The sequence below is a fragment of the Elioraea tepida genome, from assembly GCF_019203965.1.
GTDB lineage: Bacteria > Pseudomonadota > Alphaproteobacteria > Acetobacterales > Acetobacteraceae > Elioraea_A > Elioraea_A tepida.
This window is the reverse complement of record NZ_CP076448.1, coordinates 2566767-2590394: the sequence shown is the minus strand read 5'-3', so window position 1 is coordinate 2590394 and position 23628 is coordinate 2566767. Positions and strand designations below refer to the sequence as shown.

At 70.6% G+C, this 23628-nt stretch carries 22 protein-coding genes and 1 tRNA gene; 10 read left to right on the top strand and 13 right to left on the bottom strand.

Features of this window, described 5'->3' with window-relative positions; translation table 11 throughout:
* Positions 1–3: 3 nt before the first annotated feature.
* Complete coding sequence (locus KO353_RS12415) at positions 4–1482, bottom strand: NAD-dependent succinate-semialdehyde dehydrogenase (protein ID WP_218285036.1); 1479 nt, start codon at positions 1480–1482, stop codon at positions 4–6.
* Positions 1483–1634: 152 nt separating this feature from the next.
* On the opposite strand from KO353_RS12415, the gene KO353_RS12410 reads away from it, so the two are divergent.
* Positions 1635–2252: a hypothetical protein gene (locus KO353_RS12410; RefSeq protein WP_218285034.1), complete on the top strand. Its 618-nt coding sequence runs from the start codon at positions 1635–1637 to the stop codon at positions 2250–2252.
* A 63-nt stretch (positions 2253–2315) separates the two neighbouring features.
* On the opposite strand, the gene KO353_RS12405 is transcribed toward KO353_RS12410, so the two are convergent.
* The 3 genes from KO353_RS12405 to glmU form a co-directional block, all read right to left on the bottom strand.
* The gene (locus tag KO353_RS12405; protein ID WP_218285032.1) at positions 2316–3206 is read right to left on the bottom strand and encodes an alpha/beta hydrolase; all 891 of its coding nucleotides are present in this window, start codon (positions 3204–3206) and stop codon (positions 2316–2318) included.
* A 102-nt stretch (positions 3207–3308) separates the two neighbouring features.
* Positions 3309–5132, bottom strand: coding sequence for a glutamine--fructose-6-phosphate transaminase (isomerizing) (gene glmS, locus KO353_RS12400; RefSeq protein ID WP_218285031.1), 1824 nt, complete (start codon positions 5130–5132; stop codon positions 3309–3311).
* Positions 5133–5135: 3 nt separating this feature from the next.
* Positions 5136–6491, bottom strand: coding sequence for a bifunctional UDP-N-acetylglucosamine diphosphorylase/glucosamine-1-phosphate N-acetyltransferase GlmU (glmU, locus tag KO353_RS12395; protein ID WP_218285030.1), 1356 nt, complete (start codon positions 6489–6491; stop codon positions 5136–5138).
* A gap of 125 nt (positions 6492–6616) precedes the next feature.
* Here glmU and gph point away from each other — a divergent pair, with 125 nt between their 5' ends.
* The 3 genes from gph to KO353_RS12380 all read left to right on the top strand — a co-directional run bounded on the left by gph (position 6617) and on the right by KO353_RS12380 (position 9232).
* Positions 6617–7306, top strand: coding sequence for a phosphoglycolate phosphatase (gph, locus tag KO353_RS12390; protein ID WP_218285029.1), 690 nt, complete (start codon positions 6617–6619; stop codon positions 7304–7306).
* 79 nt (positions 7307–7385) lie between these two features.
* The gene (locus tag KO353_RS12385) at positions 7386–7841 is read left to right on the top strand and encodes a molybdenum cofactor biosynthesis protein MoaE (RefSeq protein WP_218285028.1); all 456 of its coding nucleotides are present in this window, start codon (positions 7386–7388) and stop codon (positions 7839–7841) included.
* Entirely contained in the window at positions 7838–9232 is a 1395-nt protein-coding gene (locus tag KO353_RS12380) for a hypothetical protein (protein ID WP_218285027.1), read from the top strand. Before KO353_RS12385 ends, KO353_RS12380 begins: the two co-directional genes overlap by 4 nt.
* A gap of 217 nt (positions 9233–9449) precedes the next feature.
* Here KO353_RS12380 and KO353_RS12375 read toward each other — a convergent pair whose 3' ends face one another.
* The 3 genes from KO353_RS12375 to KO353_RS12365 all read right to left on the bottom strand — a co-directional run bounded on the left by KO353_RS12375 (position 9450) and on the right by KO353_RS12365 (position 12065).
* Positions 9450–10247: a class I SAM-dependent methyltransferase gene (locus KO353_RS12375; RefSeq protein WP_218285026.1), complete on the bottom strand. Its 798-nt coding sequence runs from the start codon at positions 10245–10247 to the stop codon at positions 9450–9452.
* A 295-nt stretch (positions 10248–10542) separates the two neighbouring features.
* Positions 10543–11376: a DUF3108 domain-containing protein gene (locus tag KO353_RS12370; protein ID WP_218285025.1), complete on the bottom strand. Its 834-nt coding sequence runs from the start codon at positions 11374–11376 to the stop codon at positions 10543–10545.
* A gap of 200 nt (positions 11377–11576) precedes the next feature.
* Complete coding sequence (locus tag KO353_RS12365) at positions 11577–12065, bottom strand: phosphate-starvation-inducible PsiE family protein (RefSeq protein WP_218285024.1); 489 nt, start codon at positions 12063–12065, stop codon at positions 11577–11579.
* A gap of 529 nt (positions 12066–12594) precedes the next feature.
* On the opposite strand from KO353_RS12365, the gene KO353_RS12360 reads away from it, so the two are divergent.
* Entirely contained in the window at positions 12595–13581 is a 987-nt protein-coding gene (locus tag KO353_RS12360) for a hypothetical protein (RefSeq protein WP_218285023.1), read from the top strand.
* A 16-nt stretch (positions 13582–13597) separates the two neighbouring features.
* A tRNA-Val gene (locus tag KO353_RS12355) sits at positions 13598–13672 on the top strand.
* 149 nt (positions 13673–13821) lie between these two features.
* On the opposite strand, the gene cysK is transcribed toward KO353_RS12355, so the two are convergent.
* Positions 13822–14781 carry a cysteine synthase A gene (gene cysK / locus KO353_RS12350; RefSeq protein WP_218285022.1) on the bottom strand — a complete coding sequence of 320 codons (960 nt, stop codon included), beginning with the start codon at positions 14779–14781 and terminating at the stop codon, positions 13822–13824.
* A 61-nt stretch (positions 14782–14842) separates the two neighbouring features.
* On the opposite strand from cysK, the gene KO353_RS12345 reads away from it, so the two are divergent.
* The 4 genes from KO353_RS12345 to KO353_RS12330 all read left to right on the top strand — a co-directional run bounded on the left by KO353_RS12345 (position 14843) and on the right by KO353_RS12330 (position 18541).
* Complete coding sequence (locus KO353_RS12345; protein ID WP_218285021.1) at positions 14843–15295, top strand: RrF2 family transcriptional regulator; 453 nt, start codon at positions 14843–14845, stop codon at positions 15293–15295.
* Positions 15296–15547: 252 nt separating this feature from the next.
* Positions 15548–16534 carry a tripartite tricarboxylate transporter substrate binding protein gene (locus tag KO353_RS12340; RefSeq protein ID WP_218285020.1) on the top strand — a complete coding sequence of 329 codons (987 nt, stop codon included), beginning with the start codon at positions 15548–15550 and terminating at the stop codon, positions 16532–16534.
* A 34-nt stretch (positions 16535–16568) separates the two neighbouring features.
* Complete coding sequence (locus KO353_RS12335) at positions 16569–17039, top strand: tripartite tricarboxylate transporter TctB family protein (RefSeq protein ID WP_218285019.1); 471 nt, start codon at positions 16569–16571, stop codon at positions 17037–17039.
* On the top strand, positions 17039–18541 hold the full coding sequence (locus KO353_RS12330) for a tripartite tricarboxylate transporter permease (RefSeq protein WP_218285018.1): 1503 nt from the start codon (positions 17039–17041) through the stop codon (positions 18539–18541). The genes KO353_RS12335 and KO353_RS12330 overlap by 1 nt, the downstream gene beginning before the upstream one ends.
* Positions 18542–18625: 84 nt before the next feature.
* Here the strand turns inward: KO353_RS12330 and KO353_RS12325 are convergent, their stop codons facing one another.
* From KO353_RS12325 to KO353_RS12305, 5 genes are read right to left on the bottom strand one after another with little or no spacing between them, the layout of a single operon-like run.
* Positions 18626–19000: a DUF3592 domain-containing protein gene (locus tag KO353_RS12325; protein ID WP_218285017.1), complete on the bottom strand. Its 375-nt coding sequence runs from the start codon at positions 18998–19000 to the stop codon at positions 18626–18628.
* Positions 18997–19275, bottom strand: coding sequence for an acylphosphatase (locus tag KO353_RS12320; RefSeq protein ID WP_328774473.1), 279 nt, complete (start codon positions 19273–19275; stop codon positions 18997–18999). The genes KO353_RS12325 and KO353_RS12320 overlap by 4 nt, the downstream gene beginning before the upstream one ends.
* The gene (locus KO353_RS12315) at positions 19272–19991 is read right to left on the bottom strand and encodes an ATP12 family chaperone protein (protein ID WP_218285015.1); all 720 of its coding nucleotides are present in this window, start codon (positions 19989–19991) and stop codon (positions 19272–19274) included. The genes KO353_RS12320 and KO353_RS12315 overlap by 4 nt, the downstream gene beginning before the upstream one ends.
* A gap of 8 nt (positions 19992–19999) precedes the next feature.
* Entirely contained in the window at positions 20000–22600 is a 2601-nt protein-coding gene (locus tag KO353_RS12310) for an AsmA family protein (RefSeq protein ID WP_218285014.1), read from the bottom strand.
* 49 nt (positions 22601–22649) lie between these two features.
* A complete protein-coding gene (locus KO353_RS12305; RefSeq protein ID WP_218287380.1) occupies positions 22650–23624 on the bottom strand; it encodes an RluA family pseudouridine synthase in 975 nt (324 codons plus the stop codon).
* Between the last annotated feature and the right edge of the window lie 4 nt (positions 23625–23628).

Here is a 23628-nt window from a genome sequence, read left to right as displayed (position 1 = left end):
CGGTCAGGTGCCGATGCCGCCGACAGCGACGTATTTCACCTCGAGATACTCATCGAGACCGTATTTGGAGCCCTCGCGGCCGAGCCCGCTCTCCTTGAAGCCGCCGAAGGGGGCGACCTCGGTCGAGATGATGCCCTCGTTGACGCCGACGATGCCATATTCGAGCGCCTCCGCCACGCGGAACATCCGGCCGACATCGCGGGTGTAGAAGTAGGCCGCGAGCCCGAAGGGCGTGTCGTTGGCGAGCCGGATCGCCTCCTCTTCGGTGCGGAATCGGAACAGAGGTGCCACCGGCCCGAACGTCTCCTCCGAGAAGATCTTCGCCTCGCGCGGAACGTCGGCAAGCACCGTCGGCTCGAAGAAGTTGCCGCCGCGGGGGTGCCGCTTGCCGCCGGTGACCACGCGCGCGCCGCGCGCGAGCGCGTCACCGATATGCTCCTCGACCTTGGCCACCGCATCGGCGTTGATCAGCGGCCCCTGCGTCACCCCTGGCTCCACGCCCGGCCCCACCTTCATCGCCGCGGCAGCCTCGGCGAGCTTCGTCGCGAAGGCCTCGAAGATGCCGTCCTGGACCAGGATCCGGTTGGCGCAGACGCAAGTCTGGCCGGTGTTGCGGAACTTCGACGCCATCGCCCCGGCCACCGCCGCGTCGAGATCGGCATCGTCGAACACGATGAAGGGCGCGTTGCCGCCGAGCTCCATCGACACGCGCTTCACCGTGCGTGCGCACTGCTCGAGAAGCACCTTCCCCACCTCCGTCGAGCCGGTGAAGGAGAGCTTCCGCACCATCGGGTTCTCCGTGAGCTCTGCTCCCGTCTCGGCCGAGGGGCCGGTGATGATGTTCATCACACCCGGGGGCAGGCCGGCGCGCTCGGCGAGCACGCCGATCGCGAGAGCGGTGAAGGGGGTCTGCGAGGCGGGGCGGACGACGCCGGTGCAGCCGACCGCGAGCCCGGGCGCGACCTTGCGCGTGATCATGGCAGCGGGGAAGTTCCAGGGCGTGATCGCCGCGAACACGCCGACCGGCTCCTTCATCACGAGAATCCGCCGCCCTTTCTGGTTCTGCGGGATCATGTCGCCATAGGCGCGCTTGCCCTCTTCGGCGAACCACTCGACGAAGGAGGCGGCATAGGCCACCTCGCCCTTCGCCTCGGCGAGCGGCTTGCCCTGCTCGCTGGTCATAATCAGGGCGAGGTCGTCGGCGTTGGCGAGCATCAGTTCGTAGAGCCTGCGCAGGATCGCGCTGCGTTCCTTGGCGAGCATCGCCCGCCAAGCCGGATAGGCGGCAGAAGCGGCCTCGATGGCGGCGCGTGTCTCGGCGCGGCCGAACGCCGGTACGGAGCCGATCACCTCCCCGGTTGCCGGGTTTCGCACGGGCATGGTCCTGCCGCTCTCCGCCTCGATCCACCGCCCCCCGACGAGGCAGGCCTGGCGGAACAGGGAGGGGTCCTTGAGCGGCAGCGGCGCGGCAGGGTTCAGCATGGCATCTCTCTCCCAAAGTCCTGGCTCCGGGCCGACCATACACAAGGCGGCCGCGGCGGTCGAACGCAGGTCAAGGCAAGCCCCCTTCGCCTCGCGCAGCGTGATTCCCATATCGAGGGGGCATTGACACGGTGTGCGGATGGTCGCGAGCCATGGTGACGACGGAATTCGAGGGGAAGTCGGCGACGACCGCAGCGGCGGCCCAACGGCGCCCGGGCGCCCTCCCCCGCTGGGATGACCGGGCGGCGTCCGATCTGCGTCGCTTTGATCTCGCTCTGGGGGTCGATCTCGCGGCAGCGGTCGCGCTCACCGTCATCCTCTCCGTCCGCGTCCTCGCCGGCGCACCCCCCTCGGGACGCGACCTTGCCGCCTGGTCGGCGCTGCTCGGGCTCGTGTGGGGCGTCGTCGCCGGAGGGATCGCGCTGCACCGCGCTGCGCGCACGGCGGCCGCGACCCGGCTGCTCACCCTTCTCGCCGGCCCCGTTGCCGTGATCGGCCTCGCGCTCGCTCCGGTCGCAGTGTTCGCGCTGTCAGCGGCAGCGTCCTCGCCGTCCGCCTTCCGTGACTGGGTCGGGGCCGAGCTGCCGGAGCGGCTGCGGAGCTGGGCCGCGATCCTCTCCTTCCTCCTCGCTCTCCTGCCCGCGAGCCTGCTAACACGCCGCTTCGGGCGGCACGTGCTCGGCTATGGCATCGCCCTCGGCGCGGTGGCGATGATCTCGCTCGTGCTGTTCGGGATCGCGGGGGGCTTCCTGTTCCGCTCCGCTCCGTAGGGAAGGTTCCGGACAGCACCTGCCGCCCCACCGGAGAGCGCCCGCCTTCTGCCGTGCCGCCAGTCAGTCATGGGCTTTGGCGAGCTGCAGCCGGGCGAGATGGGCGAACAAGAACGCGAGCGCCTCGTCGACGGTCTCCTCCCACACGCGCATCGTGTGGCCACCGTCCACGACGCGGAACTCGATCAGGTCCTCCTGGTGCGGGGCGAGGGTCTTGGCGAGGAAAGCGCCCTCGAAGGCGGTGTCGAGCCGGTCATCGTCGCCCGCGGCGATGAAGATCGGAACGCGCAGCGGCTGAGCGAGATAGGCGGGCAGCAGGCTCGGCCAGGCCTCCGCCTTCCATGCGGCCGGATCGAAGCTGCCGTCCGGACCGGCGAAAGCGGGGGCGCGGCGCGCCGCGGACACAGGCGGCGGCAGGTCGGCGTAGATCGCAGGCGCCCAGAGTGCAGCGGCGCCGAAGAGGTGCGGATGCCGCAACGCAATCCTGAGCGCGCCATAGGCTCCGGCCGAATAGCCCGCGATCGCGCGGCCGTCGCGCTCCTCCATCACCGGATATTTGGCCGCGACGTCAGCAAGGAGATCCTCGACGACCGCGCTCTCGGCCGGCTGGCCAGGACGGTCGAGCCACCAGGAGTTTCGGCTCCCTGGCATCACCGCGATCAGCTTCGGCAGCCGCCCCGCGCGCTGTCCCGCCTCGATCGCGCGCCAGAGACGGATCTGCCCGGCCCAGAACTGCTCGTCGGCGTTGGCGCCGTGCAACAGGACGAGCAGCGGATAGGGCCCCTTCGCAGGGTCGTATCCCGTCGGCAGGAAGACGTTGTAGGGCAGAGCCCTGCCCTCCCGGGCGGTCGCCACCCGGTCAGGCAGCACGCGCCACTCAGCGGCCGCGCCGGCCCGGCCAACCAGGAGGGCAGCTCCGGCGATTGCCGAGCCGAGAAGGGAACGGCGGAACATCACGTCACGGTGACACCATCCGCTGGGACAGTGGCACGAAACGTCCCGTCTCTCCAGCCCTCCCGAGAGCGGCGGCCCGGGCGCGTCGGGCCCGGCCCGGGTTCACTCCACCGTGACGCTTTTGGCAAGGTTGCGCGGCTGGTCGACGTCCGTGCCCTTGAGCACGGCCACATGGTAGGCGAGCAGCTGCGCCGGGATGGCGTAGAGGATCGGCGCGACAAATGGGTGGACCGACGGCAGGGCGAGGGTGTGGGCGCAAAGCGGGGCAAGGCGCTCGCAGCCGGCCTTGTCCGACATCAGGATCACCCGCCCTCCGCGCGCATGCACCTCCTGGACGTTGGAGGCCGTCTTCTCGAACAGAGGGCCGGCAGGGGCGATCACGACCACCGGGACCTGTTCGTCGATCAGCGCGATCGGGCCGTGCTTCATCTCGCCTGCCGGGTAGCCCTCGGCGTGGATGTAGCTGATCTCCTTGAGCTTCAGCGCGCCTTCCATGGCGATGGTCCAGGCCGTGCCGCGGCCGAGATAGAGCACGTCGCGCGCCTCGGCGACCTCCTCCGCCATGGCGCGAAGCGCCGCGTCCATCTCCAGAACCTCGGCGGCACGGGCGGGAACCTCGATCAGGGCCGAGGTCAGCTCCGCTTCCCGCGCCGGCGAGAGGGTGCCGCGCGCCCGACCGGTGCCGATCACGAGGCAGGCGAGCACCGCGAGCTGGGTCGTGAACGCCTTGGTGGACGCGACGCCGATCTCCGGGCCCGCAAGCGTGTGCAGAACGCCGTCGCTCTCGCGTTCCATCGCGCTCTCGCGGGCGTTGATCACGGAGACGATCCGCTGGTTCTGCGTCTTCGCCCAGCGCAGTGCCGCGAGCGTGTCGATCGTCTCGCCTGACTGGCTGATGAAGAGCGCCATCGCGCCCGGGTCGAGCACCGGTTCGCGGTAGCGGAACTCGGAGGCGATCTCCGCAACCGCCGGCAGACGCGCCACCTGCTCGAACCAGTCGCGCGCGACCTGGCCAGCGTAGAGTGAGGTGCCGCAGGCGACGATCGAGACGCGCGGGATCCGGCCGAGATCGACACCGAGGTCGGGCAGGGTGACGGTGCGGGTCGCGGGGTCGATATAGCTCTTGAGCGTGTCGCCGATCACGGCGGGCTGTTCATGGATCTCCTTCTCCATGAAGTGGCGGTAGTTGCCCTTGCCGACCATCGCGCCCGAGACAGCGGTGCGTCGGATCGCGCGCTCGACCGGGCGGTTCTCGGAGTCGAAGATCCGCGCGCCCGCACCCGTCACCACCGCCCAGTCGCCCTCCTCGAGATAGGCGATCCGTTCGGTCAGCGGCGCAAGCGCGAGCGCATCGGAGCCGACGAACATCTCGCCCTCGCCGTAGCCGAGAGCGAGCGGCGAGCCGCGGCGCGCGGCCATGATCATGTCGTGGCGGCCGGCCACCAGGACCGCAAGCGCGAAGGCGCCGTGGATGCGCTTGAGCGTTGCGGCCATCGCCTCCTCAGGGCTCGCGCCTGAGGCGAGAGAGCGATCGAGAAGCCGCGCCACCGTCTCGGTGTCGGTCTCGCTCTCGAACACTGCACCAGCCGCGGTGAGTTCGGCCTTCAGCTCCGCGTGGTTCTCGATGATGCCGTTGTGCACCACCGCCACGCGCTCGGTCGCGATCGGGTGGGCATTCACCTCCGACGGCCGTCCATGCGTCGCCCAGCGGGTGTGGCCGATGCCGGTGGTGCCGGTAAGCGGGTTCTGGTCGATCAGGGCGGCGAGCCGCGCGATCTTGCCCTCGGCGCGACGACGTTCGATGCCACCATTGACCAAGGTTGCGATTCCGGCGCTGTCATAGCCGCGATACTCGAGACGCCTGAGCGCATCGAGCAGAAGCGGGGCCGCGAGGCCGCGCCCGACGATGCCGACGATGCCGCACATCCCCTAGCCCTCCTTGGCGCGCGCTTTCCGCGCCTTCGCCGCTTCGCGGAACCGCGGTGCCGCACCCGGTTTCTCCACCTGGCGCGCCCGACCGAAGGCAACCGAGTCGGCCCCGACATCCTCGGTGATGGTGCTGCCGGCGGCGATGATCGCGCCTGCGCCAACCCTCACCGGCGCCACCAGCGACGTGTTCGAGCCGATGAAGGCGCCGGGGCCAATCACGGTGCGGTACTTGCCAAAGCCGTCATAGTTGCAGGTGATCGTCCCCGCCCCGACATTCGCGCCCGCGCCTATCTCGGCATCGCCGAGATAGGCGAGGTGGTTGGCCTTCGCTCCGGGGCCGAGGCGCGCAGCCTTGAGCTCCACGAAGTTCCCGACATGTGCCCCCTCCCCCACCGACGCACCGGGGCGAAGCCGGGCGAAGGGACCGACCGTCGCCCCCGCCTCGACCGTACAGGACTCGAGATGGGAGAAGCTCTGAATCACCGCCCCGGCGCCGACGCGGACGCCCGGGCCGAACACGACATGCGGATGCACCGTCACGTCCGGGGCAAGAGCGGTGTCGGCGGCGAGGAACACCGTCTCGGGCGCGATCAGCGTCACGCCGTCGGCCATCGCCCGCGCCCGCAGGCGACGCTGCAGCGCGGCTTCGGCAGCGGCGAGCTCGGCGCGGGAGTTGATGCCCAAGACCTCCTCCGCCGGCGCCTCAACCAACGCCACCCGCACACCTTCGGCACGGGCGAGCGCGACGATGTCGGTGAGGTAATACTCGCCCTTGGCATTGTCGTTTCCGACCGCCTTGAGCCAGCGGAGCAGGTCGGCAGCCGGGGCGCAGAAGAGCCCCGCGTTGCACAGGCCGATCGCCCGTTCCTCGTCGGTCGCGTCACGCCACTCGACGATGCGCGCCACCGTCCCGTCCGGCTCGAGCACGATCCGCCCGTACTGGGCAGGGTCGGCCGGCCTGAAGCCGAGCAAGGCGAGCCGAGCCCCGGCCGAGAGTCGCGTCGCCACCATGCCCGCGAGCGTGGCGGCCGAGACGAGCGGCACGTCGGCATAGAGGATGATCGCCTCGCCGCTCGTCTCCGAGAGCGCCTCTTCCGCCATCAAGGCGGCATGGGCGGTGCCGAGGCGCTCCGCCTGAACCACGACCGTGTGGGGGGCGACCAGCGCGCGCATCGGGTCGAAGGCAGGCTCAGGCCCCGCCACCACGACGATCCGCCCGAAGCCTGCCGCCTCGCAGGCCTCGAGCAGCAGCCGCACCATCGGCACGCCGCCGAGCCGATGCAACGGCTTGGGCACGGCGCTCTTAAGCCGCGTGCCGAGGCCGGCCGCAAGGATCACGGCGATCGAGGTGGACACGGCTGCCTTTGCCTTGCCTTCAGTTCCCTTGCCTTGGGCGCGGTTCTGCCCTTCCCGCCCGACCCGTGTCAAAAGGCCATGCGGTCACGCAGTGTGTCGCACCTCACAGTGGAGGAAGGGTAACCATGCCGCAGCCGCGCCCGAGGCGCGCCGTCTGCCTCGACCTCGACGGCACGCTGATCGACAGCGCGCCTGATCTCGCCGCCGCCCTCAATCGGCGTCTCGCCGCCAACGGTCTTGCCCCGCAGCCGCTCGCGTCGGTCAAGCAGATGATCGGCGACGGGGCCCGCGTTCTCCTCACCCGAGGCTTCGCCGCGGCGGGGCGCCCCCTCACGGAGACGGAACTCGCGGCCGAACTCGAAGCGTTCATCCCCGACTACGAGGCGCAGTCGCTGGATGAGACACGCCCCTTCCCGGGCGTGGAGGAGGCGCTCGAGGCGCTTGCCGACGCGGGGTTCATGCTCGCGATCGTCACCAATAAGCCCGAGGCGCCGACCCGCACAATCCTCCGCCGGCTCGGCCTCGAGACCCGCTTCGCGACGGTCGCTGGTGGCGACAGTTTCCCCGTGCGCAAGCCCGACCCGGGCCACATTCTCGGCACGCTCGAGCGTCTCGGCATCGCCCCTGCGGATGCGGTGATGGTGGGCGACCATGCCAACGATCTCGTCGCCGCCCGCGGCGCCGGCGTCCGCGCGATCTACGCCGCCTTCGGCTATGGCGAGGCGGACCATCGGGCTCTCGGAGCGGCAGCGGTGATCGAGCGGTTCGATGCCCTGCCCGGGGCGGTCGCGGCGCTCTTCGCCTCGGCGTCCTGATCAGCGCCGCGTGAGCCAGCCCTTGAGCCGCGCGCGCTCAGGCGGCATCTGAGGGCGAAGAGGTGCTTGGGAAGTGGCAATGACCCCGACCATCCGTGTCCAGGAGGGGCCGTTCGACATCGCCGCCGAGACGGAGGCGCTCACGCGCGGGCGAACCGATGTCGGCGGCATCGCGAGCTTCGTCGGCGTCACCCGTGCCGATGACGGGCTCGCGCGGATGGTTCTCGAGCACTACCCCGGCATGACGGAGCGGGCGATCGGCGCGATCGTGGCCGAAGCCGCGCGTCGGTGGCCGCTCACCGGCTGCACGGTGATCCATCGCGTCGGGCCGCTTGTTCCGGGCGAGCCGATCGTGCTCGTGCTCGCCGCCTCCGCCCACCGTGCCGCGGCGCTCGAGGCCTGCGCCTTCCTGATCGACTGGCTGAAGACCAAGGCCCCGTTCTGGAAGCGGGAGGAGTTCGCGACCGGCGAAAGCCGCTGGGTCGAGGCACGCGCCGCCGACGACGACGCCGCCGCGCGCTGGTCGGCCCGGTGACGGGCGGCCGCATCGCCAACGCCGCGGCGATCCTGCTCGCGGCGCCTGTGCTCGTCTGGCCTGCCCTCCTCAACGGCTACCCGATCCTGTTCAGCGATACGGGGGCGTTCCTCGCGCAGACCCTCGTGCCGCTGATGATCTGGGACAAGCCGTGGGTCTACGGGCCTTTCCTCCACCTGTTCCACTGGCGCCTGACGCTCTGGGGCCCGGTCGCCGCCCAGGCGTTGATGGTCTCGCACCTCCTCTGGCTCACCGGCCGTGTGATCTGGGGGGCGCGGCCGGTCGCCCACCTTGGTCTCTGCGCGGCCGTGGCCCTCCTCACCTCGGCGCCGTTCACCATCGCGCTCCTGATGCCCGATTTGTTCACTGCCGCCGTCGTGCTCGCGCTCTTCCTGCTCGGTTTCGGCAAGGGGCGGCTCTCGCGCGGCGAGACGATCTGGGCAGGCGTCGTGGCGAGCGTCGGCATCGCCGCGCATCTCTCCCATCTCCCGGTCGCGGCCGCGATGGTGGCGCTGGCGGTGGTGCTGACGCGCCGGCTCGGGCCGGCATTGCGGATGGCCGCGCCCCTCGCCGCCGCGACCCTGCTCCTGCTCGGCACCAACCTCGCGGGCCATGGCGTGCTCTCGCTCTCGCCGCACGGGGCGACCTTCCTGCTCGCGCGGCTTCAGGCCGACGGGCCGGCCGCGCGGACCATCCAGGCCGTCTGCCCCGAACGCGGCTGGTATCTCTGCGCCTTCGCCGACCGCCTGCCGATCGACAGCGACGTCTTCCTCTGGGCGCCCGACAGCCCGATGAACCGCGACCCGGCAGGCACCCCGCGTTTCCTGGGCGGGGCGCTGCTCTCGCCGGAGGCGCGCGAGATCGTCCGCGAGACGGTCGCGCGCGAACCCTGGGCGGTCGCCCGCGCCATGGCGCTCAACACGGCCACGCAGCTCGTGACAGCGGGCGCGTCGGACGTGATCGGCCAGCCCTGGGAGGACATCGACAACGCCGCGGCGAGCCGGATCAGGGAGTTCTTTCCGGCCCGCGAGGTCGCGCGCCAGGAGGCGTCGCTGCAGGCGCGGCGCCTGCTTCTCGATGCCGTCTCACCCATCCTGCCGCTCTACCCGTTGGTGCTCGCGGTCGCCGCCCCGCTTGCGCTCGCGGGCGCCTGGCGGTCGTTCCGGCGTGGCGACGCGCGCGCCCTGGCGCTCGTGGTGCTGGTTCTGGGAGCGGCAGCGGCGAACGCGTTCGCGACAGGCGCGCTCTCGAAACCGCATCACCGATACCAGGCTCGGCTTGCCTGGCTCATCCCCGTCGCCGCCGTGCTGACGCTCGCCCCTGCCCCCCTTGCCGCGACACGTCCCGCGGTGGGCACCGCCCGTTCCGTTCCCGTCGCGCATGATCGATGACCCGGGCGACGATCGGTCCGCTCGGGTCGACCGTCGGCTTGCGGTGCGAAGGGGGCCGCGCCGAGAAGGCATCCGGGGTGGCGCCCGTACTGCGCGGGGTCGTCGCGGCTGTCCCGGGTGCCCCTAGCTTCGCGACGCGGGCGCTGCCGAATCGGTCAAGATGACGACAGCAGCTGAGGACGCCTCGGTGGGGCCGGACATCCGCCGCCCGCTGCCGTCAAGCGAAACGGCCGCTGAGGACGACCCGACCACCGAGGAGCGCCCCGCGCCTCCCGAGCAGGCGGAGGAAAAGTCGGTCGGCCTTGTTCAGCGTGTCGCTCTTCTCCGAAAACAGTCTCGTCACGACGAAAAGGAAATATTGTTCGTCGTCGATCTCGCGCAAATAGCTCTTGATGAGCTCCACATCCTTCTCGGAGAGCTTTCGTTCGTCCGCCGTGATGTAAGGTTTTTCGTTGCCGTAGATCACCCGAGCGATACGTGGATAGATGTATCGTCGGACTAGCTCCGCGTCACGGATCGCATAGGTCCAGCGATGCGAGGAGATCTCGCTCAGCACGAACATGCAGCCCGGACCTGCCACGCGCGCGAGTTCCGTCATGGCTCTCGGAATGTCGACGTGATGGAGGATGTCGCGGGCGAAGATCAGATCGAACTCGCCGCGGTCGTAGCTCAGCGCCTCGGCCGGACACTCGCGGAACTCGATCGACAACCCGGCATGGGCCGCGCGCCTCCGGGCCAGATCGAGCATGTCCGGGCTCAGCTCGAAGGCCGAGACGTCGGCCCCGAAGGCTGCGAAGACGAGAGCGTCGCCGCCATCGCCGCATCCAACGACCAACACACGCCTTCCCTTGAGGTCGAGCTTCCGCAACCTCTCCCAGACATACCACCAAGCTTTCCATGGTCTTGTCTTGGCCGGGTCGAGGATGCTCCGGTCGAACCCTAGCCCTTTCTCGGAAATTCTCTGGGAATGGGCTCGATGATACTCGATTTCTATCTGCTGTCGCTCCGTCAGCATGCTGTCTCTTCGCGAGCGGACCGGACGCGGTGAGCCTGTGGGTGCTTCGGCGGCTTTCGGCGCACCGTGGAACGTGGCGCTGGCCTTGCGGGAGCGTATGCACCGTGCAGCGGCAACCTATCGCGTCCGCCGACACCTTGGCTTGGGCAAGGCCCACTCACGCTCGGGTGGTCCGCTCCCGCTCAGGTGTGCGCCGCATCCGGTAGGATCCGAGCTCACCCGGATGGTCAGCGTCGCGGGGCAAACGCCCCGGCAGGGAGCTGGCCCGCAGCCGGGCGTGTGGACGTGCGCGCCGTCAGGGCCGCTCGGTCCTCTGGGCGGGCAGGTCGAGGACGCCGGGCCCAGCGCGCGTCATGTGGACGGAGACGGTGCCCCACGCGCTGTCCGCCTCGATCCGGACCGGGATCACCGGCAGCCCTGGGCCCGGGCTTGCGAACCACGCTGTGCCACCGCGGGGCTTCGCCGCCTCGGCCCGGTCCTGCTCCTTCCAGAACCCGGCGATCTGCCGCCCCTCGAACCGGCAGCGCAGCGCAGGGCCGGCGAACCCGCTCCAGCGATGCGCCTCGAGCGTCTCCATCCCCTCGGTCACGGCCGTGAAGTCGCTTCGCCGCCGCCCGTCGAACACCTGAGCGGCCCCATCGCAGCGGTTCTCGAGCGCGACGAGACGAACGAGCGCGGCAAGGGCGGTGAGCGTGTCGACCGTGCCGTGCTGAAGCTCGGGCGGCACAGGCTCGCGCTCCTCCTGGTTGGCGGGAAGCAGTGCCAGGACCTCCGGCCGCTCTCCGGCCCAGGCCAAGGCGACGCGCCGCAGCCGGTCGCGCCAGCGCCCCTCCATCAGGAACCGCTGCGGCCGCAACGCGAGCGGCGTCTTGGCTGGCTCGATCCGGCCCTCGGCCAGGGTGACCTGCTCGCCGCGCACGAACATCGCAAGCAGCCCGGCAGTCCGCATGGTCGCCTCAACCCGGTAGGCCTCTGCGCCGAGCTCGAGCGAGGCATCCATCGTGGCGATCGAGAAACCGGACCAGTAGGCCGCGTAGCTCGCCTGGACCGCGGGACCGCCGGCGGCCGCCGCGCCGGCAGCCGTTGCGGTTTGGATCACGCCGAACAGGCAGAACAGCGCCGCACGCATGACCCTGCATATGCGGGCCGGACACCCGCGCACAAGCCCTTGGCGGATCGGCCGCCGGAGGACTTGCGGGGTGCGCGGTTGCCCTCCTGCCGCCGCCGCAACAAGAGCGGCGGACGGGTCCCGCCCACTCGGATCAGCGGGTGACTCGCTGCCGTGCTCTCACCGACCCGGCGCGAGAAGGGCCGCATTCTCGGGCAAGGTCACGACGCCCTCTCATCGGCCACTTCGGCCTCCCGGCGATCCTGGTCGCGCACCAGCCAGTAGACGATGCCGAGCGCGAGCATGGCCGCGCCGAGCGCGAACACCTTCGCCGGATCGGTCGCGCCAAGGTCGAGGACGATGAACTTCCGCACCACCGCGAGCATGGCGATCATCACGACGACGCGCACCTGCACGATCCCGAAACGCCGGTCCACCACCACGAGCAGGGAGCGCTTGAACTCGAGCGCGATGACGACCGTGAAGATCGCGCCGAACACCGCCTGGAACACCGCCGGCTCCGTCGGGTCGAGCAGATCGACGAGCACGAGCGTGGTGAGCACGAGCTTGAACAGGCTCCAGAGCGCCGCGACGACGATCACGGCGATCAGGAACGTCAGGACGAACACAACCACCTGCTCGAACCGCTCATAGAGCGTGAGGGTCCGCCAGAGCGCGAGGCCGCGCAGGGTGGGCTTTGGATCTTTCATCGGCGGATCTTTCATCGGCGAGCGTCCGGCTGGCGTGTCGGCGAGCTTTCGTGATCGTCGCATGTGAGCGTGGGTAACGTGAACCCCGCGACAGAGCCCGGCGCGGCGCGTGCCCGCTCGGACGAACGGGCCACCAGAAGGCGCAGCGGCGACCAGACAAGCGGAGTTGGCGCACCCACGAAGGTGAACGCGGCCCGAGCGCGATCGAACCGCGCGCCGGACGTCCTGTCCACGAGGCGGCCTGCCCTTCGGGCCGTGATACCGCGACTGACGCGCAGAATGTGCAGGGGTGACAACCAGAAGATGTCTTGTCCAAGACGACCATCGACAAAACAGACATATTTTATCCGAGCAGCAACCTCATGGAAAAGGAATAACCCGCCTTCGCGTTAGACGGGAATTGCGATCGATATGGAACAACTCTTTATTTGAGATCGTTTCTGTCATGTTGATGTTTTCCCTTGGACGTGAGACCATCCACCCATTCAACAGATGCACCATCTCTGAAGGGGGGGGTGTGAGACTGCGCATGCGAAGGATTACTTGCTTTTTTGCAACCGCCCTTTTGGCCACGGCCGCCATCACGGCGCCGCGCACGGCCTCTGCTGGGGCGATTGCCCTGGTGCCGGAGAACTTTGTCAGCCTGGGCGTGTACGCACTGCGGCTCGGGGAGACCTGGACCGAGAGGGTGGAAGACGTGCTCAGGTCAGGAGCTCTATCTGTAGCCGCCGCCACGACAACCAGGCTCCAGGCCGAGCACTCGACCCGCGGGCGCGTCGCCTACCAGTCCAGTGTCTGGCCGGGGCCTTACAGCGGATCCGGCCGGATCGGGGCGCTGGCGATGGTGGATCCGCCCTGGGGAAACGAGTCTCATTTTGCCCGGCTTCGCCACGAAATGGACCTGAGCTTCACCGTCACCAACCACAGTTTGAACGAGCTGACCGGCCTCTACTTGAGCTTCTGGCGATCTGTCTTCCTTCCCTACTCCATACCACAAGAGTGGCGCTCTCTTCTGAACCAATTTCATCACTTCTCGGAAGTGCCGATGGGTTTCGTGAGTGACACCGCGCGATTTGGCACAAGGACAAGAACGTCGATGTCAGTGACCGAGGACACGAGACAATATCTCCTCGGTTTCAGCGAGATCATCGAGCTCCGCAGCTGCACGCTCCCATCCGGTCCAAACTCCGACGAAGCGATCTACTCCATGCCCGCCGGAAACAGCGGACGCGCCTGCGGGATCTATACCCCCGACGACTCCCTGATCGAGGTCCTCCTCTCCACCCCCAATCCAAGCATCCCGACCAGTTGGCGGTTTGCGTCTCCGGGTGTTGGGGAAAGCGTCACGTTCAACTGGACGCTCGCGATCGAGGTCGAGGCGTGGTCCGTCGGCATTCCCGTGTCGGAGCCCGGAAGCCTCCCGTTGTTCGGCGCCGCCCTCGCTGTCCTCGGCTTGGCTTTTGCCGCGACGGCGCGGTCTGCCCGCGGCTTGACAGCTGTGGCGGCGCGACCGTAACTGCGCGCTTATGGATGGGCGCGTAGCTCAGCGGGAGAGCATCGCCTTCACACGGCGGGGGTCGTAGGTTCAATCCCTACCGCGCCCACCATCCGAGCGAGGCGCGGCGCCGCGGCGGGCGCTCCAGCCGAGCGGTGGTTTTCGGCAGGCCCGTACAGCGCCTGAAACCGGGGAACGCTGAGGCGTCTCCGGCGATTGCGGTGCGCGGGCCGGACAGCACCAGCCGACCACGGGCATCGGTTAGTCGAGGGCAGCGAACAGCGCCGTCGAGAGATAGCGCTCGGCGAAGCTCGCGCAGATCACCACCACGCGCTTGCCCGCCATCGCCGGGTCGCGGGCCACCCGCAAGGCAGCCGCGAGCGCCGCCCCAGAACTGATCCCGACCGGGATCCCGTCCGTCCGCGCCACGCGCCGGGCGGTCGCGATCGCCTCCGCCTCGGCCACACGCTCCACCCGGTCGATCAGGCTTCGGTCGAGCACCGCAGGCACGAACCCGGCACCGATCCCCTGAATCCCGTGCGGCGACGGCCGCTCGCCCGAGAGGACGGCGCTCTCGTCCGGCTCCACGCCGATGATCCTGAGGCCCGGCCGGCGCGGCTTGAGCGCGCGGGCCACCCCGGTGAGCGTTCCGCCCGTGCCGAGTCCACCGACGATCGCATCCACCTCCCCGCCCGTGTCGGCCCAGATCTCCTCCGCCGTCGTCGCCTCGTGGATCGCGGGGTTCGCCGGGTTGTCGAACTGCCTCGGCATCACCGCGCCTGGGGTGGCGGCGACGATCGCCTCGGCGCGCGCGATCGCCCCCGCCATGCCCTCGCGCGCCGGCGTCTCGACGACCTCCGCCCCGAGCAGGCGCAGCATGCGCCGCCGCCCCTCCGAAGCGCCCTCGGGCATGGTGACGACGAGACGATAGCCGCGCGCCGCAGCGACGAAGGCGAGCGCGATCCCGGTATTGCCTGAGGTCGGCTCAACGAGCGTCCCCTGCCCGGGGCGGATCGTGCCTGCTGCTTCCGCCGCGCGCACCATCGCAAGCCCGATCCTGTCCTTGACCGAGCCGAGCGGGTTGAGGAACTCGAGCTTCAGGACGAGATCGGCCGCAAGCCCTTCCGCGGCGGCAAGGTGTGGCGCGCGGACGAGCGGGGTGCGGCCGATCAGGTCAAGGATGCTGTCGTTGATTCGCTGTCGCGGTGGTGACACATCCATATCTTTCGACTACCACGACGCCGGAGCATCGTTCACTCCATGCGAAAAGCCGGCGCGGACCATGCTGGACGTCACAGGACGTGAGGCGCTTGCCGTCGCCGCGGTGGTCGACGTGGCGCTGCACGGCGCCTCCGGCCCGGTGGGCGGCGCGGCGATCGCCGAGCGGATCGGCCAGAACCCGCGCGGACTCGAGCCCATCCTGCAGGCCCTGAGCCGCGCCGGACTCCTCGCCTCCACGCGGGGCCGGCGCGGCGGCTACCGGCTCGCCCGAGCGCGGGGCGAGATCACCGCGGGCGAGATCGTCCGTGCGGTGGCGGACGCGGACGCCGCAAGTGCAGCGTCCTCGCCTTGGCCCGCACCGATGCTCGCCGAGGTGGTCGCTCCTCTCTGGCAGGAGGCGCGCGCCCGCGCGCTCGCGGTGCTTGACGGCGTGACGGTGGAGGCGCTCGCACGCAGGGCGGAGGCCGCAGGCCTCGCCCCGGAACCCGACGTGCCGCTCACCTACGCGATCTGACGCCGGAACCAACGCGATCGACATCGCCTTGCGCGGTCGACGATGCGGCCGGGAGACGCGTCCGGCCACGCGGAGAATGCCATGGCGTGAGGGCCTGGCGCAGCGGGCGGCCGGCCCGCCGTTCCGGTCCCATGAGCCCTGTCGCTTGCCTGCCGACAACCCTCTTTCGCTGGGCGGCGGTTCCGGCGACACTCCGCAGCAACGCCCGGGCCGTGACCCGGGGGCAACGCCTGATCCTAGGGAGGGAAACCCATGCTCCGTCGCCGCACCCTGCTCGCCGGCAGCACCCTGCTTGCCGCGCCTGCGCTCATCCGCGAGGCCTCGGCCCAAGCGCAGTGGACGCCGAACCGGCCGATCACGCTGATCGTTCCCTGGGGCGCGGGCGGCGGCACCGACGCGACGGCGCGGTTCGTCGGCGCAGCCCTCGAGAAGGAGCTCGGCCAGCCGGTGAACGTGGTGAACCGCACGGGCGGATCCGGCGTCGTCGGCCACGCCGCGATCGCGTCCGCCCCGCCCGACGGCTACACGATCGGGATGATCACGGTCGAGATCGGCATGATGCACTGGCAGGGTCTCACCGAGCTCAAGGGCTCGAGCTACACGCCGCTCGCTCTGATGAACACCGACCCGCCGGGCGTGCAGGTCAAGGCCGACAGCCCCTGGCAGACGCTCAGAGCGCTCGCCGAGGCGATCAAGGCGGCTCCGGCGGGCCGCATGACGGCCTCCGGAACCGGCCAGGGCGGGATCTGGCACCTCGCCCTTGCCGGCTGGCTCACCCGGATGGGGCTTGCGCCTGACCATGTCCGCTGGGTGCCCTCGAACGGTGCGGCGCCAGCGATGCAGGACCTCGCCGCCGGAGGCATCGACATCGTCACCTGCTCCGTCCCGGAGGCGCGCGCGATGATTGACGCCGGCCGCGCGCGCAGCCTCGCGGTTATGGCGCCGCAGCGGAACCCGCAATTCCCGAACGTGCCGACGCTGAAGGAGGAGCTCGGGATCGACTACACGCTCGCCGCTTGGCGCGGTGTCGCGGGCCCGCGCAATCTGCCTCCGAATGTGGTCGCCCGCTACGTGTCGCTTCTGCAGAAGATCTGGAACAGCGAGGAGTTCAAGTCCTTCATGAACAGCCGCGGCTTCGGCATGACCTGGCTCGACCCGACAGGCTTCGCCGCCTTCATGGCGGAGGACGACCGAAAGATGGGCGAGGTGATGAAGGCCGTCGGCCTCGCCCGCGCGTGATGTCACCCGCAACACCCGCACGGGGAGCCCCCCCGTGCGGGTGAACGAGGCGGTGCTCGGGGCGCTCCTGCTCGCGCTGATGGCGGCGGTCTTCTCCGCCACCGCTGCCTTCCCGCGTATCCCTGGCCAGCCCTACGGCCCCGACCTGTTTCCCCGCCTGGTCGCCGCAGGGCTCGGCCTCGCCGGGCTGCTGATGATCCTGCGCGGCCTCCTTGCCCGGCCGCGCCCTCCCATCGTGCGCCTCGCGCCCTGGGCGCGGAGCGCCCGTTCCGCAGGCGCGATTGCGCTCGCCCTCGTGGGGATCGTGTTCTACATCCTCGCCGCCGACACGCTCGGCTTCGTCGTGACGGCCTTCGTCCTGCTTGCGGTGCTGATGCTCTACCTGCGCACGAGAGTGCTCACGGCACTCCTCGTCTCCGCCGCAACCACGCTGATCGTCGAATACACCTTCGCGAGCCTCATGCGCATTCCGCTGCCGCGGGGCCTGCTCGTCGTCTTCGCCTGATGGGCGCCGTCTCGGCCGCCTTCTGCCTGATCGCCGACCTCAACGTTCTCGGCGTGATCTTGGGCAGCGCCGTCTTCGGAATCCTCGTCGGCGCGATCCCCGGCCTCACCGCGACGATGGCGACCGCCCTGCTCGTTCCGGTGACGTTCTTCATGCCGCCTGTGCCGGCGCTTGCCGCGATCGTCACCGCCACGGCGATGGCGATCTTCGCTGGCGACATCCCCTCCACGCTGCTCCGCATGCCGGGCACGCCGGCGTCCGCCGCCTACACCGATGAGGCCTTCGCGATGACGCGCAAGGGCGAGGCAGAGCTCGCGCTCGGCGTCAACGTCGTCTACTCCGCTCTCGGCGGGCTCTTCGGCACGCTGGTGCTGATGCTCGCCGCACCGGCGCTCGCCGATCTCGCGCTCGGCTTCTCGAGCTTCGAGTATTTCTGGCTCGCCTGCCTCGGCCTCACCTGCGGCGTGTTCATCGCCTCGCTGACGCCGCTCAAGGCGATGGTGTCGCTCCTCTTCGGCCTGCTCGTCTCCACGGTCGGCTTCGATGCGATCGCGGGCTTCCCGCGCTTCACCTTCGGCGTGACCGAGATGATGCAGGGGGTGTCGTTCATCCCGGCGATGATCGGCCTGTTCGCGGTGAGCGAGGTGCTGCGCGGCATGGCCGCGCCGGAGGGGCCGGCGAGCGCGCCGCAGAGGCGTATCGGCAACGTGCTGCGCGGGCTCGGCCCGATCATGGCGCGCTACTGGCCGAACATGCTCCGCGGCAACGCCATCGGCACGCTGATCGGCGCCCTGCCCGGAGCCGGTGCGGACATCGCGGCCTGGGTGTCTTATGCGGTGTCGAAACGCTTCTCCCGCGAACCGGAGAAGTTCGGCACCGGCCATGTCGAGGGCGTGATCGATGCCACCTCGGCGAACAATGCCGCGCTCGGGGGCGCCTGGATCCCGGCGCTCGTGTTCGGAATCCCGGGCGATTCGATCACCGCGATCGTGATCGGCGTGCTCTACATGAAGGGGATGAACCCGGGTCCTACGGTGTTCGTGCAGAACCCGCAGCTGATCTATGCCGTGTTCCTGGCCTTCATTGTGGCGAACCTATTGATGGTTCCGCTCGGGCTTGTCGCCATTCGCGGGGCGACGTGGATCCTGCGCGTGCCGCGGCGCGTGCTGCTTCCGATCATCCTCCTCTTCTGCATCGTCGGAAGCTTCGCCATCACCTCCTCGGCCTACGGCATCGTCATCATGCTCGCCGCCGGCGTCGTCGGCTGGATCATGGAGGAGAACGGCATTCCGGTGGCGCCGGCGATCCTCGGCCTGGTGCTCGGAGAGCTTCTCGAGCAGACCTTCATGACCAGCATGATCAAGGCGCAAGGCGACCTTCTCGCGTTCTTCGACCGCCCGCTCTCGGTGGTGCTCGGCACGCTGACTGTGCTCGTCTGGGCCGGGGCGATCGTGCGCGCGGTGCTCAAACTGGTTCGAGCGAGGGGCGCGGGGCACGCCTGATCGCCGCGCGCGAGGGGCGGGCCCGCGAAGGCCTCGCCGCAGGCATATGCGCCACGCTCACGCCGTGATGCGACGGGCGGGCGCTCAACAGCAGAGGGCGTTCGCGAGCAGGATAAGCCCGAGGAGGCCGACGAGGAGGCCAAGAAGGGCCAGCACGGCAAGAACGCCGGGGCCGAAGGGAACCGCCACGCGGTCCGGAGCGCGCGGGTGGTGGAGAAGCGTGACGCGCGCACCCGTCGGGGTCGTGCTCGAGATGCCCCAATGCCGCGCCACGCGCTCCACCCCCTCGGCATCGGTGTAGGCAAGCTCCGTCTCTCGGCCGCCCGGCGGCCGCTGCACCACTGCAACGACGCGACGCCAGGTGATCTCCCGCCGGTACTGGCGCAGGGCCACACCGATGCACACCGCCGCCACCATAAGGCAGAAGCTGCCGAACACCACGCGCAGAAGCGTGATCATCCGTCCGCCACCTGCCGGAAGCCCGACAGGCCCTTGACCGGGACCTCGCTCCCCTCGACACGATCGACCCGGGCGAGCAGCGGCCCGCGGCCGAGCGCTTCGGCGAGCTTCGCGAGCGCTGCCGGATCTCCCTCCGCCAGGGCCTCGACACGTCCGTCGGCAAGATTGCGCACCCAGCCGGCTAGACCGAGCGCGCACGCCTCCCGCACGACGAACGCGCGGAAGCCCACGCCCTGGACCCGACCCGAGACGACGAAGCGCCGCGCCGCGATCATGCCGCCCCAGCGCGGGCGAAGGATATCAGCCTCGCCGCCGCCTCGATGTCGGCGCGGATTCGCGCGAGCCGCGCCTCGGCCTCTGCGTCCTCTCCCCACTCCTCGGCCTGGAACCGTTCGTCGAGGGTGGCGAGATCATGCGCCTCGTGCGCGCCGATCCGCCCGTGCGAGACCGCAAGCCCGAGAACGAGCGAGCCGGTCGACTGCACAATCTCCCCAAGCGCCGCGAGCTCGATCGGATCATGCGCGGCGACGGCGCGGGCAAGCGCCTCGAGCGACCGCCTCTCCTGCTCGACCGCGACGACTCCGGCAGTGACGCGAAGCGGCGCGTCGAGAGCGAACGCCGCCCAATCAAGCAGCGGCTGCCACGCCGCCTGCTGGCGCGCGGCGAGAGCGGGAGGGGAATCGGCGCGGTAGCAGAGGAGATCCGTCTCACCGTAGCGGGCGACGGCGGCGACAGCCTGCTGAGGATCGGGCGCGATCCGGTCGAGCGCGGTGCCGACAAGCCGCGTGAGCGGCAGGGACTCGAGCGAAAATTCTCTCCCCCGCTCGCCGCCGGCGGCCTGCCACTCGGCGGCGAGGGCCTCGGCGAGCGCGAGCGCCCCGACGGCGAGCATGCGGCCGGAGGGAAGGCGCATCGGCTTGCCGTCGAGCAGGACGCCGAAGCCGCCGGGCTCGACCGGACCAGCCTCGGCCTTCGTCCAGAAGCGCCGCATGCGTGCCCTCAGCGACCGAGCCGCGGCAGGATTTGCTGCAGCGGGTTGGCGGGACGCTGCGGTTGCGCGGGCGCCTGGGCGGGAGGCGGAGCCGGGGCGGGCGCGGCCGCCGTCTCCGGAGCCGGAACCGGACCCTGCCGCCCGCCGCGGGCGATCGCGAGCTGGGTCGCGCAGTCATCGGCCGGCGCGGCCGCCGCACCACTCCCCGCCTGACGCCCCACAAGCGCCCCGGCGATGCCGCCGAGCGGGGTCTGCATGGCACCCGCTGCAGCGCCGCCCGCGAGAGCGCCGACGACCGAGCCAGCGGCGCCGGCCGCATCCACCCGAACCGAGGGCGCGAGGAAGGTGCCGCCCAGGGTCACGGGCACGCTCATGCCGCCCGCGAGCTTCAGGGTTGGCACGAGCCGGAGGCGAAGCTGCTCGGGCCCGAGCAGGACCTGGCCGGTTCCCGCCACGCGCGCGAGGGAGGTGTCGAACAGGAAGGCCCGGGCGTCAGCCGTTCCGCCCTGGCTGTCGAAGCGGACGGCGAGACATCGGACATTGCTCACCCCGTCGCGCGGCGCGCCTGGCACGAGTGCCCGCCACACTTCGCCGGCCACGAGGTCGATCAAGCGGTTGTCGATGTCGAGATTGGCCCCGGCGAGGCCGACATGGCCCGCAAGCCCCGAGGCCATCGCCGCCGGCGAGGCACCTCGCCCCCGCAGGTCGAGATCGAGCTCGAGCGTCCCGTTGACTCGGTAGCCCCCGCCAAAGGCAGCGATGAGCTGGCGCAGGTCGATCGCCGGTGCGCGAAGGACGAGCGCGACCGGGGGCTGGTCGGTCGACCCATCCACCGAGAGGCTGCCCGAGACCGGCGCACCGGGAGCGGTGACGCGGAACGGATCGACCTTCAGCCTGCCGGCCTCGAGCGCCACCGTCGCCTGCGCCTCCCGGTAGCTCGCCCCGCCGAAGACGAGCTCGGCCAGAGCGAGCCTGATCGAGGCATCCGCCGCCTTGAGCCCAGCCAGAGGCAGGGGCGTGTCCGGGATCAGCCGTGCCTCCCTTCCCGCCCGCTGCGCCGGCACAGGAGTTGGCGAGGCCGCGCCGCTGCGGGCGGGCTCGGGTTGCCCGCTGCCAGCGCCGTCCATCGCCGCGAGAAGCGCGTCGGCGTCGATCTTCCGGCTCCTGAGGTCCGCGGTGAGCTTCGGCCGCGCGCCGAGGGCGACCTCCGCCGAGCCCTCGAGGTCGCTCTCGCCGAGCTTGAGCGCGATGTCGCGAAGCGCCGCTCCGGAGCCGGTCCTGAGATCGGACGCGCGGGCCGAGAAGGTGACCCCCTTGATCGCCGGCAGGGAGGCGCCGCCCGCGAGCGGCGAGAGAGCGGCGAGGTCGGGGATGGTGGCGGCCAGCGCGAGGTCGATCCCCTGCGCCGCGCGTGGGCGGGCGATCGTTCCCTTGGCCGTCGCCTCGGCTCCGGCGGCGCCGAGGCGAAGATCGACCGGCCAGGGGGCAGGGCCGGCACCGGGCAGGAAAGCGCCAAGCGGCCCGAGCGTGCCCTCTGCGCTCACCGGAGCGCCCCGCATCGTCGCGGCGAGGGCGAGCCGGACGGGGCTGCGCACATCAGGCGCCGAAACCTCGAGCCTCGCGAGCCGCAGGCCCGGAACGATCGCCTCGAGATCGCTCGCTCCTGCGCGGACGGCGAGCGCGCGGAGCTCGGGGATCGGCCCGCCACGGTCCGCCGCCTGGACGGAGAGGGAGAGGTCGCGCGCCGGGGGAAGCGAGACGTTCGGCAGAAAGGGCGAAAGGCGCGAGAGGTCGGGCACCGACGCCTCGACCGCAAGGTCGAAGCCCTTGCCGGTCAGCGGCTCGGCAACGCTGCCCTTGACGGTGGCCCGCGCCCCTTCGGCACCGAGCGTGAGATCGATCGGCCACGGCCCTGTGCCGCGTGTGCCGAGGAGCCGCGCGAGCGGGCCGACCATCCCCTTGAGGCTGAACGCGTTGCCGTTCAGCGACGCCTCGAGGTCGAGCGAGAGAGGGCTCGTGCGACTCTCGGCGCGGGCGGCGAAGCGCGGCAGGGAGAGCGTCGTCGTCTGCCGCGTCCGGCCGTCACGGAAGGCGATCGTGCCGTCGGTGACGGTAACCTCACCGACGAACAGCTCGCGCTGCGCCGAAGGAGAAGGCTCAGCCGACGGCGCGGTCGGCGCGGGCCCTGCCGGGGCCGGCGCGCCCTGCCGCGTCGGCGCGGCGACCTCCCAGTTGCCGCGGCCGTCCGCATCGGTCTCGAGAAGGATGTCGGGCGAGACGAGAACGACGCGGTTGACCTGGAGGGTTCCCGACAGCAGCGGCAGGATCGACACCTCGACCTCGAGCGCGCGCAGTCGGGCCATCTCCGGCCGCGAGCCCCACGGCGCGTTGGCGAAGGCGACGTCCTCGACCCGGAGGCCGGGAGAAAGGCCGAGCTTGAGGCCGATCGGCCCCTTGAGCGCAAGCTCCCGCCCCGTCGCCTCCTTCACGGCGGCGGCGATACGCGGCTTGTAGGCATCGGCATCGAAGGTGGCGGCGAAGATGGCGATGCCGGCGATCGGCAGCGCGACCACGACGCCGGCCGCGATGAGCACGGTGCGAAGGCGCATGCTCTCCCTCCTCCCTGGCGCGGAGACTAGCCCGCCGCGGCCAGCATGGTCACCCGGGGCGGCCGCGCGACGGCCGCTTCGGCTTCGGAGCGGTGAAGCCGAGCGCGGCGAAGGTCTCCTCGATGTGCGTCGGCAGCTTCGCCTCGACCGAGAGCACACCCCCCTCGGGATGCGGGATCACGATCCTGCGCGCATGCAGGTGAAGCCGCTCCGGAAACCCCTCGAGCAGTGCCGCCGCGCCAGCATATTTCGCGTCGCCTAGGATCGGGCAGCCGATCGCGGCGCAGTGGACGCGGAGCTGGTGCGTCCTCCCCGTCAGCGGGGTGAGCTCGAGCCAGGAAGCCGTCTTCCCGGCGAACTCCACCGTGCGGTAGTCGGTGACGGCGCGCGCGGCGTCCTCGTCTCCCTCCTCCGCCACCGTGACGCGCTCTCCGCGCGCCCCCGAACGCTTCGCGAGTGCGGCGTCGATCCGCCCCTCAAGCGGATGCGGGCGGCCGACCACCACCGCCCAGTAGGTCTTGACCGCATCGCGCGAGCGGAAGGCGGCGGCAAGCCGGCTCGCGGCCCGGGGCGTGCGGGCGAGCAGGAGCACGCCGGTCGTGTCGCGGTCGAGCCGGTGGACGAGGCGCGGCCGCTCGTCGGAACCGAACCGATACGCGTCGAGCAGGGAATCGAGGCTCCGCGTGATGCCGGGCCCACCCTGGACCGGCAGGCCGAAGGGCTTGTCGATCGCGATCACGCTGTCGTCGCGCCACAGCACGCGCGCGTGGAGGTCCTTCACGAGGTGAGGATCGAGCCGCGCCTCGGGCGCGGGCTTCGGCATTGCGGCGCGCTCGCCGAGCGGCGGGATGCGCACCACCTGCCCCGCGGCGAGCCGTGTTCCCGCCTCCGCCCGCCTGCCGTCCACGCGGATCTGACCGGTGCGCAGGAGCTTCTCGAGCGCGCCATGGGCGAGGTTCGGGAAGTGACGACGGAACCAGCGGTCGAGCCGGATGTCCCCCTCGTCCTCGCCGACGGTCCGCATGGTC